Annotated in this window: 12 protein-coding genes; 6 read left to right on the plus strand and 6 right to left on the minus strand. The window is 76.3% G+C overall.

Annotated features, from left to right (window positions below):
- The 5 genes from R7226_RS29355 to R7226_RS29375 form a co-directional block, all read left to right on the plus strand.
- Positions 1–705 (plus strand): SDR family NAD(P)-dependent oxidoreductase (locus R7226_RS29355; RefSeq protein ID WP_318601030.1); only part of this gene is annotated, 705 nt, incomplete at its 5' end.
- Positions 702–2,468 (plus strand): CocE/NonD family hydrolase, encoded by a 1,767-nt coding sequence (locus R7226_RS29360; RefSeq protein WP_318601031.1) that lies wholly within the window; start codon positions 702–704, stop codon positions 2,466–2,468. The genes R7226_RS29355 and R7226_RS29360, both read left to right, overlap by 4 nt.
- A gap of 42 nt (positions 2,469–2,510) precedes the next feature.
- Positions 2,511–4,661: a hypothetical protein gene (locus tag R7226_RS29365; RefSeq protein ID WP_318601032.1), complete on the plus strand. Its 2,151-nt coding sequence runs from the start codon at positions 2,511–2,513 to the stop codon at positions 4,659–4,661.
- Positions 4,658–5,494 carry an SDR family NAD(P)-dependent oxidoreductase gene (locus R7226_RS29370; protein WP_318601033.1) on the plus strand — a complete coding sequence of 279 codons (837 nt, stop codon included), beginning with the start codon at positions 4,658–4,660 and terminating at the stop codon, positions 5,492–5,494. The genes R7226_RS29365 and R7226_RS29370 overlap by 4 nt, the downstream gene beginning before the upstream one ends.
- Positions 5,491–6,408: an SMP-30/gluconolactonase/LRE family protein gene (locus R7226_RS29375; RefSeq protein WP_318601034.1), complete on the plus strand. Its 918-nt coding sequence runs from the start codon at positions 5,491–5,493 to the stop codon at positions 6,406–6,408. The genes R7226_RS29370 and R7226_RS29375 overlap by 4 nt, the downstream gene beginning before the upstream one ends.
- Here the strand turns inward: R7226_RS29375 and R7226_RS29380 are convergent.
- Genes R7226_RS29380 through R7226_RS29390 form a run of 3 tightly spaced genes read right to left on the minus strand, consistent with a single transcriptional unit; the run spans position 6,405 to position 9,124 of the window.
- A complete protein-coding gene (locus R7226_RS29380) occupies positions 6,405–7,511 on the minus strand; it encodes a DUF4432 family protein (RefSeq protein WP_318601035.1) in 1,107 nt (368 codons plus the stop codon). The two genes, R7226_RS29375 and R7226_RS29380, sit on opposite strands and share 4 nt — an antisense overlap.
- A gap of 3 nt (positions 7,512–7,514) precedes the next feature.
- Positions 7,515–8,168 (minus strand): bifunctional 4-hydroxy-2-oxoglutarate aldolase/2-dehydro-3-deoxy-phosphogluconate aldolase, encoded by a 654-nt coding sequence (locus R7226_RS29385; RefSeq protein ID WP_318601036.1) that lies wholly within the window; start codon positions 8,166–8,168, stop codon positions 7,515–7,517.
- Entirely contained in the window at positions 8,165–9,124 is a 960-nt protein-coding gene (locus tag R7226_RS29390; protein ID WP_318601037.1) for a sugar kinase, read from the minus strand. Before R7226_RS29390 ends, R7226_RS29385 begins: the two co-directional genes overlap by 4 nt.
- A gap of 28 nt (positions 9,125–9,152) precedes the next feature.
- Here R7226_RS29390 and R7226_RS29395 point away from each other — a divergent pair, with 28 nt between their 5' ends.
- Positions 9,153–9,998, plus strand: a complete 846-nt coding sequence (locus R7226_RS29395) for an IclR family transcriptional regulator (protein ID WP_318601038.1) — start codon at positions 9,153–9,155, stop codon at positions 9,996–9,998.
- A gap of 1 nt (position 9,999) precedes the next feature.
- On the opposite strand, the gene R7226_RS29400 is transcribed toward R7226_RS29395, so the two are convergent.
- From R7226_RS29400 to R7226_RS29410, 3 genes are all read right to left on the minus strand, one after another.
- Positions 10,000–11,676 (minus strand): FAD-dependent oxidoreductase, encoded by a 1,677-nt coding sequence (locus R7226_RS29400; RefSeq protein ID WP_318601039.1) that lies wholly within the window; start codon positions 11,674–11,676, stop codon positions 10,000–10,002.
- A gap of 66 nt (positions 11,677–11,742) precedes the next feature.
- Positions 11,743–12,480, minus strand: coding sequence for a hypothetical protein (locus R7226_RS29405; RefSeq protein WP_318601040.1), 738 nt, complete (start codon positions 12,478–12,480; stop codon positions 11,743–11,745).
- Positions 12,481–12,571: 91 nt separating this feature from the next.
- Positions 12,572–12,890 (minus strand): helix-turn-helix transcriptional regulator (locus R7226_RS29410; protein WP_318601041.1); only part of this gene is annotated, 319 nt, incomplete at its 5' end.

A 12,890-nucleotide genomic window follows, 5' to 3' on the forward strand; every position in this document is an offset into this window, starting at 1 on the left:
CTGGCCGCGCGCGGCATGCGCGTCGGTGCTCTGGACCGCGACGAGCGCGCCGCGCAGGCGACCGCCACCGCCGTCGCGGCCGCCGGCGGCGAGGCGCTCGCGGTCGGGTGCGACGTGCGCGACGGTGCCGCCTGCCGCGCCGCCGTCGACGCCGTCGCGACCCGCTTCGGCGGGCTCGACGCGGTCGTCAACAGCGCCGGCGTCGTGCGCTACGGGCGGATCGACGAGCTGAGCGAGGAGGAGTGGGACCTGCAGCTGGAGACCAACCTGCGCGGCGTCTTCCTGATCCTGCGCGCCGCGATCCCGCTGCTGCGGCAGCGCGGCGGCGGCGCCGTCGTCAACGTCGCCTCGACGCAGGCGTTCGCCAGCCAGGAGCTGGTGCCGGCGTACGCCGCCTCCAAGGGTGCGATCGTCGCGCTGACGCGAACGCTCGCGCTCGACCACGCGCGCGACGGGATCCGCGTCAACGCGGTCGCCCCGGGCGCCGTGCGGACCGCGATGCTCGATCAGGCGGCGGCGTTGTTCTCGCCTGAGGACCCGGCGGCCGCGATCGCCGGCTGGGGCGCGAGACAGCCGCTTGGGCGGGCGATCGAGCCGGTCGAGGTCGCGCGCGTGATCGCCTTCCTGCTGAGCGACGACGCCTCCGCGATCACCGGCTCGACGCAGCTGGTCGACGGCGGCGCGACCGCGAAGCTCTCCACATGACCGCCTCGGCCTGGCCAGCCCGCGGCGCCTTCGATCTGCGGATCGAGCGCGACGTGCCGGTGCCGTTGCCCGACGGCACCGTCCTGCGCGCCGACGTCTGGCGGCCGGCCGACGGACCTCCCGCGCCGGTGCTGCTGCAGCGCACGCCGTACGACAAGTCGTTCGCGCTCGTCGTGCAGGGCGGGCTCGACCCGGCGCGCGCCGTCGCGGCCGGCTACGCCGTCGTCGTGCAGGACGTGCGCGGCCGCTACGCCTCCGACGGCCGCTTCGAGCCGCTCGTCGACGAGGCCGCCGACGGCGCCGCGACGATCGCCTGGGCCGCCGCGCAGCCGTTCTGCGACGGCCGCGTCGCGACCTACGGCGGCTCCTACGGCGGCGCCACCCAGCTGCTCGCCGCGCGCGAACGGCCGCCGGCGCTGCGCGCGCTGCTGCCGCACGTGACCGCCGCCGACTACCACGACGACTGGTTCTACGAGGGCGGCGCCTTCCAGCTCGGCTTCGCGCTGCACTGGGCGCGCGGGCTGGCCGCCGGCGAGCTGGCGCGGCGCAGAGCGCGCGGGGAGCAGGTCGCGGCGCTGGAGGAGCTGCTGGAGGCCGAGCTGGCCGACCCCGCGACCGCCTACCGGCGGCTGCCGCTGCTCGACCAGCCGCTGCTGGCCGAGCTGGCGCCGTACTACCTGCGCTGGCTGGAGCATCCGCTGCGCGACGACTTCTGGCAGGCGCTCTCGCCGCGCGAGCGGTTCGCCGCGATCGACGTGCCGGCGCTGCACCTCGGCGGCTGGCACGACATCTTCCTGCCGGGCACGCTCGCCGGCTACGCCGCGCTGCGCGACGCCGGCCACGCGACGCAGCGGCTCGTGATCGGCCCGTGGGCCCACGGCGGCTGGGGCGACGCGGTCGGCGAGGTGATCTACGGCCCGCAGGCGAGCCGCTACGCGCTCGACCCGACCGACCTGCACCTGCGCTGGTTCGACGAGGTGCTGCAGCGCGATGGTTGGGCGGAATCCTCGCCTGGTGAGCCCGCCGCGCCCGACCCCGACGCCCCGCTGGTGCGGATCTTCGTGATGGGCGCCGACCGCTGGCGCGACGAGCAGGAGTGGCCGCTCGCGCGCGCCCGCACCCGCCGGCTGCACCTGCGCGCCGACGCCGCGCTGACGTGGGAGCCGCCGGCGCCGGGCGAAGCGCAGCGGACCTACGTCTACGACCCGGCCGACCCGGTCCCGACGACCGGCGGCCGCACGCTGATGGCCGGCCACGAGGCGTCGATCGCGCTCGGCGCGCGCGACAGCCGCGCCGTGCAGGCGCGGCCCGACGTGCTCGTCTACACGAGCGCGCCGCTGGAGCGGGCGCTGGAGGTGACGGGCGTCGTGCGGCTGATCCTCCAGGCCGCCAGCTCGGCGCCCGACACCGATTGGACCGCGAAGCTGCTCGACGTGCAGCCCGACGGGCGCGCGCTCGCGGTCGCCGACGGGATCGTGCGCGCGCGCTTCCGCGACGGCCACGGCCATGCGCGGCCGCTGGAGCCCGGCGTGCCGGAGCGGTTCGCCATCGAGGTCGGCGCGACCGCGATCGTCTTCGCGCCCGGCCACCGCGTCCAGCTGGAGCTGTCCAGCAGCAACTTCCCCCGCTTCGACCGCAACCCCAATACGGGCGGCGGCGAGCCCGCTCACGCGCGCGCCTGCGACCTCAGAACGGCGCACCAGCGCATCTTCCACGACGCCGCGCGCGCCTCCTGGCTGGAGCTGCCGGTCGTCGCCGCCTGACGCACCCGTCCCACGATCCGACCCGAAGGCACGCTCCCCCTGATGCACGCGATCCCCACGCTCGACGACCTCGCCAGCGACCCGCAGACGCACCGCTTCGAGGACACCTTCAACCCGCCGGGGCTGACGAACTTCCTCGGCACCGCGCAGGTCGACCACGACCTCGTCGCGATCCGCAGCGTCAACTTCCCGCCGCTGGGCAGCGGCGACACGATCAGCGGCCAGCTGTCGCTCGACGGACGCTTCTTCCGCGCGCTCGGCGTGCCGGTGACCGTCACGTGGCGGCCCGACCGCGTGATCCGCAGCGCGCGCGTCGGCGAGCTGGAGATCGAGACGACGACCGTCTGCCCGCCCGACACGACCGCCGTCGCCGTCGACGTGCGCGTCACCAACCACGGCGCCGCCGCGCACGAGCTGCGGCTGGCGCTCGCGCTCGCCTCTGCCGTCACGCGCCCGGCCGAGCCGTGGCTGGCGCCGGTGCCGCCGAGCGCGGTCAACCGCCTGGAGGTCGACGCCGCGCGCGGCGCGCTCGTCGGCCGCTGCCCGGCGACCGGCGCCGTCTCGGTGCAGGGCTTCGACAGCGCCCCGGCCGCGCTCGTCCCCGGCCCGAGCGCGCCCGTCGACAGCGGCGCGGGCGACGCCGAGTGGCGCGGCGAGGAGATCCACTCGCTCAGCCGGATCGAGGCGCGCGCGACGCTCACGGCGGGCGCGAGCTGGCGGATCGGCTGGGTGCAGGCGGTCGGCACGACGCAGGCGGAGGCGCTCGCCGCCTTCGACCGGATCGCCGCCGACGTGCCCGCCGCGGTGCGCGCGAGCGAGCGGCTGTGGACGCAGGAGCTGGCCGACGCCTTCGTCCCCGGCCGCGGCTCGACCGCCGGCGCGCTGCCCGTGCTGGAGACCTCCAACGCGGCGCTGCGGCAGCTCTACTGGGCCGGCGTGCTCGGCGTGCTGTGGTTCCGCCGCGACAGCCCCCACGGCCTGCTCGGCCGCAGCTACGACACGCTGATGCCCCGCTACTGGCAGACGACGACGTTCATCTGGGACTACAGCCTCAGCTCGACCGTGCACGCGCTGCTGGACCCGGCGACGATGCGCCGCCAGCTCGAGCACTGGATCGCGACCGACGTTCACACCCACTTCGGGACCGAGTGGCAGAGCGGCGCGCCGGTCGGCTACTGGTACTCGGTCAACGACTTCGCGATGACGCGGCTGGTGCGCGACTACGTCCGCTTCAGCGGCGAGCGCGACTGGCTCGAGACCGAGATCGCGACCGTCGACGGCGGCGCGCGCACCGTCGCCGAGCACCTCGGCGAGTGGGCGCAGGCGTGGAAGGGGCTGCGCAGAGGGCACGCGCTCGCCGACTACGGCGGCACCGACAACCTGCTCGAATGCGTCAGCTCGTACGTGCACGAGGTCGCGTCGCTGAACGCGATGAACGTGTGGTGCCTGCGCAGAGCGGCCGAGCTGGCGGCGGCCGGCGGCGACGCGGAGGCGGCCGGCAGGCTGCGCGCCGAGGCCGATGCGCTCGTCGGCGAGGTGCAGCAGCTGTATGTCGCGGGCAGCGGCCACTGGGCGGCGCGGCAGCCCGACGGCGAGCTGGTCCCGGTCGCGCACGCCTATGACTTCAACACCGTCGCGATGGCGCTCGCCGACGACCTGCCGGCGGCGCAGCGGGAGGAGATGGTCGGCTTCTTCACGCGCGAGCTGCGCAGCGACACGTGGATGCGCGCGCTCTCGACCGCCGACCCCGACGCCGCCTTCAGCAACCGCCCCGACCACCAGTGGAACGGCGCCTACACCGCCTGGCCGGCCGACGCCGCGCACGCGCTGATCCGCCTCGGTCGCGCCGACCTCGCCGCCGCCTGGCTGCCGGGCCTCGCGAGCAGCGCCCACCAGGGGCCGTTCGCGCAGGGTCACTTCGTCGAGGGGATCGTGCCCGCGCACAGCGATCGCGGCGCGCCGAAGGGGCCGCCGCAGGAGCCGTACCTGATGGACTGGGCCTGCTCGTCGGCCGGCGCCTTCGCCGATCTCGTGATCCAGGGCTTCTTCGGCGTCGAGGTGCCGTTCGACGGCGGCGCGCCGCGCGCGACGCCGCGGCTGGCCGAGGTCGACCCGGACGCGCGCCTGTGCGGCCTCGTCGTCGCCGGACGCAGCTACGACGTCTCAGCAGCGGGAATCGAGGAGAGCGGATGACGCGGCAGCAGCAGATCGTCCCGCTCGCGGGGCGCTTCGACGGCAAGGTCGCGCTGGTCGTCGGCGGCTCGCTCGGGATCGGCCGCGCGAGCGCCGAGCGGCTCGCGCGCGAGGGCGCGCGGGTCGTCGTCGGCGGTCACGACGAGGCGTCGGTCGAGGCGGCGGTCGCGGCGCTGGCGGCGCTCGCGCCCGGCGGCGCCGGCGCGGTCGCGGGGCTGGCCGGCGACGTGCGCGACGACGGCTACGCGGAGGCGCTGGTCGAGCGCGCCATCAGCGGCTTCGGCGGGCTCGACGTGCTCGTCTACTCGGCCGGCGTGCAGCGCTACGGGACGGTCGAGACGACCGACCACGCGACGTGGGAGGAGGTCTTCGCCGTCAACGTCGGCGGCATCCACCGCGTCGGGCAGCGCGCGATCCCGGCGCTGCGGGCGCGCGGCGGCGGCGCGATCGTGCTCGTCTCCTCGACGCAGGCGACCGCCTCGCAGACCGACGTCGCCGCCTACACCGCCTCCAAGGGCGCGATCAGCGCGCTGACGCGGGCGATGGCGCTCGACCACGCGCCCGACCGGATCCGTGTCAACGCGGTCGCGCCGGGGTCGGTCGACACGCCGATGCTGCGCTGGGCGGCCGACCTCTTCCGCGGCGAGCGGACGGCCGAGGAAGTCGTCGGCGAGTGGGGCGCGATGCATCCGCTCGGCCGCGTCGCGAGCACCGACGAGGTCGCCGCCGCGATCACCTTCCTCGCCTCGCCCGACGCCGGCTTCGTGACCGGCGCCGAGCTGCGCGTCGACGGCGGGCTGCTGGCCGCGCTGCCGGTGGGACTCCCGAGATGAGCGGCGTGCCGGCCGCGCGCCTGCGGGCGTCGGTCTTCTGCGACGGCACGACCGGGCCGGTGCGGCTCAGCCACCCGGAGTGCGTCGCCTTCGACGCCGACGGCGCCGCCTGGTGCGGTGGCGACCGCGGCGAGCTCTACCGCGTCGCGCCCGATGGTTCCGCGATCGAGCAGGTCGCGAGCACCGGCGGCTTCGTGCTCGGCGTGGCGCTCGACGGCGCCGGCCACCTCTACGCCTGCGACCTCGCGAAGCGGGCGCTGTTCCGCCTCACGCTCGCGAGCGGGGCGGTCGAGCGGTTCGCCGACGGCGGCGGCGCGATGCGGATCCCCAACTTCGCCGTCGTCGACGCGGCGCGCGGCTGCCTCTACGTCTCCGACAGCCATGACGCCGAGCGGCCGGGGCCGGGGATCTGGCGGGTCGCGCTCGACGGCGGCGCCTGCGAGCTGTGGCATCCCGGCCCGTTCACCTTCGCCAACGGGATGGCGCTGACGGCCGGCGGCGACGCGCTCTACGTCGTCGAGACGTGGGCGCGGCGGATCGTGCGCGTCGAGATCGGCGCCGACGGCGCGGCGGGCGCTGTGACGCCGGTCGTGGAGACGCCGGAGGCGCTGCCCGACGGGATCGCGCTCGACACCGACGGCCGCCTCTACATCGCTTGCTACGAGCCGTCGCGGGTCTACCGGCACGACCCGCGCGGCGCGGACGGCGATCCGCGCGGTACGGCCGGCGACCCGCGCCCGCCCAGCGCCCCGCTCGAGCTGCTGCTCGACGACCCGACCGCGCACGTGCTCTGTCACCCGACCAACTGCGCCTTCCGCGGCGCCGAGCTGTTCACCGCCAACCTCGGCCGCTGGCACCTCGCGCGCGCCGTGCTCGACGACGCGAGCGGGCTGCCGCTGCCGGGGCAGCGCTAGGCGTCCGGCAGCCCGTCGGGGAGGATCCGCGCCGACCACGCCAGCGTCAGCTCGGCATGCGGCGCGAGCCGCAGCGCGCTGCCGTTGGCGACCGCCTCGGCGATGCCGTTGGTCGGGTAGCTCGACGACGGCTCCAGCCCGACGACGTAGGCGTCGCCGTGCCACGGGTAGCCGTCGCCGGCGCCCAGCTCCTGCCACAGCCACAGGTACGGCAGCACGCGCACGTCCCAGTCGAGCCGGAAGGCCGGCTTGCCGGGGCGGCCGAGCTCGTACCAGCCGGCCGGCAGGTCGGTCAGGTAGAGCATCTCGCCGGGGCCGCCGCGCGGCGGGACGCGCGAGAGGTCGACGGTGGGGGAGGCGTCGGTGGCCGGCGCGTTGTCGGCCGCGGCGGATCGGGACGCACCCGGGGCAGCCGGCGCGTGCGGCCACGCGAACGGCGCGCCGTCGCCGGGGTCGATCCGCCGGCCGCGTGGGCCGACGGCGTCCGGATGCGGCAGCACCCGCACGCCCTCCGGCAGGCGGATCCGCATCCCCGGCTCCAGGAACGGCGCGCCGAAGACGACGTGCTGGCCCCACATCGCGCGCTGCTCGACGCCGCTCTCGTTGACGAGCCGCTCCTCGATCCGCAGCAGCGGCTCGCCGCCGCGCAGCGACATCGTCCGCTCCAGCAGCAGCGGCAGCCGCCGCAGGCGGACGCGGAAGCGGACGGCGACCTCGGCCGCCGTGTCGGCGACGATCTCGTGGTCCCACGGCGCGAGGTGGACCTCGCCGTGCTGGCCGAAGAGGGCGCCGGCGTGGGCCGACGGCGCGCCGGCGCTCGGCAGCACCTCCTGCCAGCCGCCCGGGTACCAGTCGAGGTAGGTGGCGGTGTCGTCGTGCCCGCTCGGCGGGCGCCGCGCGGGGTTGGCGAGCGGCTGCGCGCGCGCCCAGCAGAAGTCGAGGTCGAGCGGCTTGTAGAGCAGCTCCAGCACGTCGGCGCCCTTGCCGGCCAGCACGCCGACGCGCAGCAGCTCGTTCTCCAGCGTCACGAGCGCCATCCCGTCGACCTCGGCCTCGCTCAGCCGCGCGCCGTGGTTGCGGCGGGCGCGATGCAGCGACGCCATCGCTCAGGCCCCCGCCGCGCGGGCGCTCGTCAGCGCCGCCGACCACTCGCGCGCGCGTCGCGTCAGCTCGGCCGTGTCGCCGCGCTCGATCGCGTCGGCCGGCACGAGGTCGCCGCCGGCGCCGACCGCGACCGCCCCGGCCGCCAGCCAGTCGCCGAGGTTGGCGGCGGTGACGCCGCCGGAGGGCATGAAGGCGAGCGCGGGGAAGGGCGCGCGCAGCGCCTTCAGCAGCTCGATGCCGCCGACGCTCGCCGGGAACAGCTTCAGCAGCCGGCAGCGTCTCGCCGCCTCTGCCACCTCGGTCGGCGTGTAGACGCCGGGGATCGCCGGCAGGCCGGCCTCCTGCGCGACCGCGATCGCGTCGTCGCAGCGATGCGGGCTGACGAGATAGCGGGCGCCGGCGGCGACCGCCTCGCGCGCCTGCGCCGCCGTCTCGATCGTGCCGGCGCCGACGAGCAGCCGCGGATCGCTCGCGAGCGCGGCGATCGCCTCGGCCGCGCCGGGGACGGTGTAGGTGACCTCGATCGCGGTCACGCCGCCATCGGCGAGCGCCCGCGCGGCGGTCACGACCTGCTCGGCGCGCGGCGCGCGCATCACCGCGACGATCCCGCGCGCGGCGAGCGCGTCGATCGTCTCCTGCTCCATCGTCACGCTCATCGCACGACCTCCTCGGGCTGCTCGAAGCGGACCAGCTCGGCGCGCGTCGGCAGCGCCTCCCAGTCGCCGCGGACGGTGCAGGCGGCGGCGCCGCAGACGGCGGCGGTGCGCAGGCGCTCGGCGAGCGGCAGGCCGGCGAGCAGCTCGGCGAGGTAGCCGGCGGCGAAGGCGTCGCCGGCCCCGACCGGGTCGACTGGCACGATCGGCACCGGGACGACCGGCAGCTCGCCGTCGGCGGTGACCGCGAGCGCGCCGTCGGCGCCGAGCTTGACGACGACGACTCGCGGCCCCTCGGCCAGCAGCGCGCGGCCGACCTGCGCGGGGTCGCCGTGCCAGCCGAGCGCGGTCGCCTCGTCGTGGCCGACGAAGAGGTGGTCGGCCTGCGCCGCGAGCGCGCGCAGCACGGGGGCGGCATCGGCGGCGCTCCACAGGCGTGAGCGGAAGTTGACGTCGAAGGAGACGGGCACGCCGGCGGCGCGGGCGGTGCGCGCGGCGGCCTCCACCGTCTCGCGCGCGCTCGCCGACAGCGCCGGCGTGATGCCGGTGAGGTGCAGGACGCCGGCGGCGGCGATCAGGTCGTGGTCGAGGTCAGCCGGCGTCAGGCGCGCGCCGGGGCCGCCGGCGCGGTAGTAGGAGACGCGCGCGCCGGTCGCGCTCGGCCGCTCCTTCAGCATCACGCTCGTCGGCACGGCGGGGTCGGCGATCACGGCGGCCGTGACCTGCTCGGCGCGCAGCGTCCGCGCGATCAGCTGCCCCAGCTCGTCGTCGCCGACGCGGCCGATCCAGGTCGCCGCGGCGCCGAGGCGGGCGACGCCGATCGCGGTGTTCGACTCGGCGCCGCCGACGCCGAGCAGCAGCTCGTGCGCGTGGCGCAGCCGGCCGGGGTCGCGCGTGGTCAGCAGGGCGAGGCTCTCGCCGATCGTGACGAGTCCGGGAGCGGGGCGGCCGGTGGTCATCTGCGGTACTTTAGAACACAGTTCCAAAATGCGAGACGCGAGTTCGACAGACGACCGCACGACGAGCGAGCGCGCTCCCGGCGGGGCCGCCGCGCGCGGCGGTGCCAGCGGCGAGGCGAAGGCGCTCGTCAAGGGCATCGCGCTGCTCGACGTGCTGCTGGCGCAGCCCGACGGCCGCTCGCTCGCCGAGCTGGCGCGCGCGACCGGCCTGCCGAAGCCGACCGCCCACCGGCTGCTCGGCAGCCTGCTCGCCGCCGGTCTCGTGCGCGCGACCGACGACGGCGGCTACGCGCTCGGCCCGCGCTGCCTCGCGCTCGGCTCCGGCTTCCTCGACGGGATCGACCTGCGGCGCGAGGCGCTGCCGGCGCTGCGCGCGCTCTCCGAGCAGACGGGGGAGACCTGCCACCTCGGCGTGCTGGCGTGGGCCGGCGGCGGCGCGCGGCCCGAGGTCGTCTACATCGAGAAGGTCGACAGCCGTCACTCGATCCGCATGCAGTCGCGCGTCGGCGCGACCCAGCCGGCGCTGACCACCGGCCTCGGCCGCGCGCTGCTCTCGCTCGCTGACGAGGCGACGGTCGCGGCGGCGCTGGCGGCCGGGGTCGAGCCGCGCACGCCGAACACGACGACCGACCCGGATGCGCTGCGCGCGCTGCTGGCCGCCGCGCGCGAGCGCGGCGTCGCGCTCGACGACGTCGAGAACGAGGCGGGGATCCGCTGCGTCGCCGCTCCGATCGTCGACCACACGGGCGCTGCGGTCGCGGCGCTGTCGGTCTCCGGGCCGGAGATGCGCGTCAAGCCCGCGCAGACCGAGCGGTTCGTGCCGCTCGTGCGCGCCGCCGCCGCCGAGGTCTCGCGGCGGCTCGGCGCGCGCTGACTCAGCCGGCCAGCACCTCGTGCGCGAAGCGCACGACCATCGCGCCGTCGCCGACGGCGCCCGCGACCCGCTTGGAGGCGCCCGCGCGCACGTCGCCGGCGGCGAAGACGCCGGGGCGGACGGTCTCCAGCATGTGCGGCTCGCGCTCGGCCAGCGGCCAGCCGAGATGGCCGCCGCAGGCGGCCGCGCCGCCGCCGCAGAGCAGGTAGCCGGCGGGATCGACCGCCAGCATCCCGGTCGACGCCTCCGTGCACGGGTTGGCGCCGATCATCACGAAGAGGGCCGACGCGGGCACCGTCTCGGTCGCGCCGTCACGGTCGCGCAGCGTCACCGACTCGACGGTCGCGGCGCCGTCGACGGTCGCGACCTCCGTGCGCGTCATCACCTCGATCCGCGGCGAGCGCTCGATGCGGTCGACGAGGTAGTGCGACATCGTCGACTTCAGCGCCTCGCCGCGCACGACGATCCGCACGCTGCGCGCCCGCGACGCGAGGTGGACCGCCGCCTGGCCGGCCGAGTTGCCGCCGCCGACGACGATCACGTCCTCGCCGCGGCAGCGCTCGGCGTCGGTCGCCATCGCCGCGTGGTAGACGCCGGCGCCGCGGAAGCGCTCGACGCCCTCCGCCTGCAGCTCGCGCCAGCGCGCGCCGGTCGCCATCACGACGGTGCGCGCGAGCGCGTGCTGGCCGTCGTCGAGGTCGATCCGAACCAGCCCCTCGGGGCCGTCGGCCAGCTCGACCGCTCTGTGGAAGCTCGACAGCACCGCGTCGAAGCGGCGCGCCTGCAACGTCGCCTTGCGCGTCAGCTCGGTGCCGGAGATGCCGCTGGGGAAGCCGAGGTAGTTCTCGATCCGCGTGCTCGTGCCGGCCTGGCCGCCCGGCGCCCACGCCTCGGCGACGAGCGTCCGCAGGCCCTCGGAGCCGCCGTAGACGGCGGCCGCAAGCCCCGCCGGTCCGGCGCCGAGCACGACGAGGTCGAAGCGCTCGCCGTCGATCTCGGCGCGCAGGCCGAGCGAGCGCGCGACCTGCGCGGCGGAGGGGTTGCGCATCACTCTGGTGGCGTGCACGAGCACCGGCGTCTCCGAGCGCGGGATGTCGAGCCACTCCAGCATCTGGGCGCTCTCGGCGTCAGTGTCGACGTCGTAGGCGCGCACCGGCAGCAGGTTGCGCTCCAGCAGGTCGCGCACGTCGAAGGCGCGCCGCGAGCCGCGCGCGGCGATCAGCCGCATCACGCCGTGGCCCTCGGCCTCGTGCCAGGCGCGCCGCGCCAGCAGCGTGCGGAAGATGTGCTCGCCGAATTCCGGCCAGCGCGCGAGCATGTCGCGCAGCCCGGCGCGGTCGAACATGATCACCTGCGTCTCCTCGACGGCGACGCAGGCGCTGATCGTCGGCTCGCCGGTGAAGGCGGCGATGTCGCCGATGAAGGTCCTGCCGTCGGCCTGGGCGATGTGGACGTCCTTGCCGGGCTTGCGGTCGACCAGTTCGACCAGCCCGCGCTCGACCACGTAGAAGGGCGCGTCGCGGACGGCGTGCTCGTACAGCACCTCGCCCGGCTGGAAGGTCTTGCGCTCACCCTGCTTGGCGAACCACGCCAGCTTGCTGTCGGAGAGGCGCGGGAACATCACCTCGTCGCCGAGGTCGGGGAACCGTTCGCTGCGAATCACCTGCGTCGTGGCCATCGGGCGAGGATATCGCGGGCGATTTCGCCCTTCGCGGCGTCGGGCGCGGCCAGGCGCGCAGCCGCGTCAGCCGCGCAGCCGCGTCAGCGTCAGCGTCCCCGCGACGGTGGCGCGGCAGCGGGCCGCGTACGCCGTCTCCCGCAGCGAGCAGTCACGCTGGCTGGAGAGCCTCCGCACGACCGGGCGCTTGGCGGCCCGCAGCGTCGCGAAGTCGAGTCTGAACTCGGGGTCGCTCGCCAGCGTCGGGAAGAGGTCCTCGCGGTCGGCGCAGCCGCCGGTGTAGGGGAGCCGCAGGACGAACCCGCGCAACGTGACGCCGAGTGTGAGCGCGTTGTCGGTGATCTCCGTCGTCGTCGTGCCGAGGCAGGCGATCTGCGCCGGCCGCGGCGGCGCGTCGTCGGGGATCCCGAAGTCGCACGGCGGCTCCTCGCGCACGTCGGCGCTGCGCTGCACCGTCGCGACGATCGGCACCGACTCGCCCCGGCCGGCCTGCAGTGACGGGCCCGAGACGATCGGGGCGCCGTAGCGCAGGTCGGTGTAGACGTATGCGAGGACGGTTCTGCGGAGCGGTCTGATCGTCTCGCGCTGCTGCGTCGTGCCCTCGACCGGCGGGTCGAACGCGTCGCTGCAGCCCGCCAGCGGCGCGGCCGGCGTCAGCGTCGTCGCGAACGTGCGCGTCAGCTCCAGCGTGACGGCGAAGCGCAGCGACCGTCTCTTCGGCGCCGCGTCGGCTGCGGCCGGCGCCAGCAGCGCGGCGGACGCGAGCAAAGCCGTCGCCGCGGCGAGCGAGGGGCGGAGGGTCATCGGGCAAGCTTCGCGCGCGCCCGCGGGCGCCGGCATCCGCCGATCGGCTCGCCGTGACCGACGGAAGCGGGTGGGCAGCCTCTGCCGTTGGTCAGGGCTGGCCGCCGCCGGCGAGCGCCTGCGCGAGCCCGTCGCGGCCGCTGAGGTCGAGCTTGCGGTACGCCCGCGTGAGGTGGGTCTCGACGGTCGCGAGCGTGACGAACAGCTCCTGGGCGATCTCGCGGTTGCTGCGCCCGTCGGCGGCGAGCGCGGCGACGCGCCGCTCGCTCGGGGTCAGCGCGTCGACGCCGCTGATCGCGCGGCGGCGCGGCCGCGCGCCGCTCGTGCGCAGCTCCTCGGCGGCGCGCTCGGCGAGCGGCTCGGCGCCGCAGGCGTGCGCCTCGTCCATCGCCAGCGCGAGCGCCTCGCGC

It is taken from the genome of Conexibacter stalactiti (assembly GCF_033542075.1).
Taxonomy (GTDB): Bacteria; Actinomycetota; Thermoleophilia; order Solirubrobacterales; family Solirubrobacteraceae; genus Conexibacter; species Conexibacter stalactiti.

Coding starts and splice junctions, on each gene's coding strand:
- R7226_RS29395 (WP_318601038.1), top strand. CDS start 9,153: ATGCGAGACGCGAGTTCGACAGACGACCGCACGACGAGCGAGCGCGCT.
- R7226_RS29370 (WP_318601033.1), top strand. CDS start 4,658: ATGACGCGGCAGCAGCAGATCGTCCCGCTCGCGGGGCGCTTCGACGGC.
- R7226_RS29380 (WP_318601035.1), bottom strand. CDS start 7,511: ATGGCGTCGCTGCATCGCGCCCGCCGCAACCACGGCGCGCGGCTGAGC.
- R7226_RS29390 (WP_318601037.1), bottom strand. CDS start 9,124: ATGACCACCGGCCGCCCCGCTCCCGGACTCGTCACGATCGGCGAGAGC.
- R7226_RS29385 (WP_318601036.1), bottom strand. CDS start 8,168: ATGAGCGTGACGATGGAGCAGGAGACGATCGACGCGCTCGCCGCGCGC.
- R7226_RS29365 (WP_318601032.1), top strand. CDS start 2,511: ATGCACGCGATCCCCACGCTCGACGACCTCGCCAGCGACCCGCAGACG.
- R7226_RS29405 (WP_318601040.1), bottom strand. CDS start 12,480: ATGACCCTCCGCCCCTCGCTCGCCGCGGCGACGGCTTTGCTCGCGTCC.
- R7226_RS29375 (WP_318601034.1), top strand. CDS start 5,491: ATGAGCGGCGTGCCGGCCGCGCGCCTGCGGGCGTCGGTCTTCTGCGAC.
- R7226_RS29360 (WP_318601031.1), top strand. CDS start 702: ATGACCGCCTCGGCCTGGCCAGCCCGCGGCGCCTTCGATCTGCGGATC.
- R7226_RS29400 (WP_318601039.1), bottom strand. CDS start 11,676: ATGGCCACGACGCAGGTGATTCGCAGCGAACGGTTCCCCGACCTCGGC.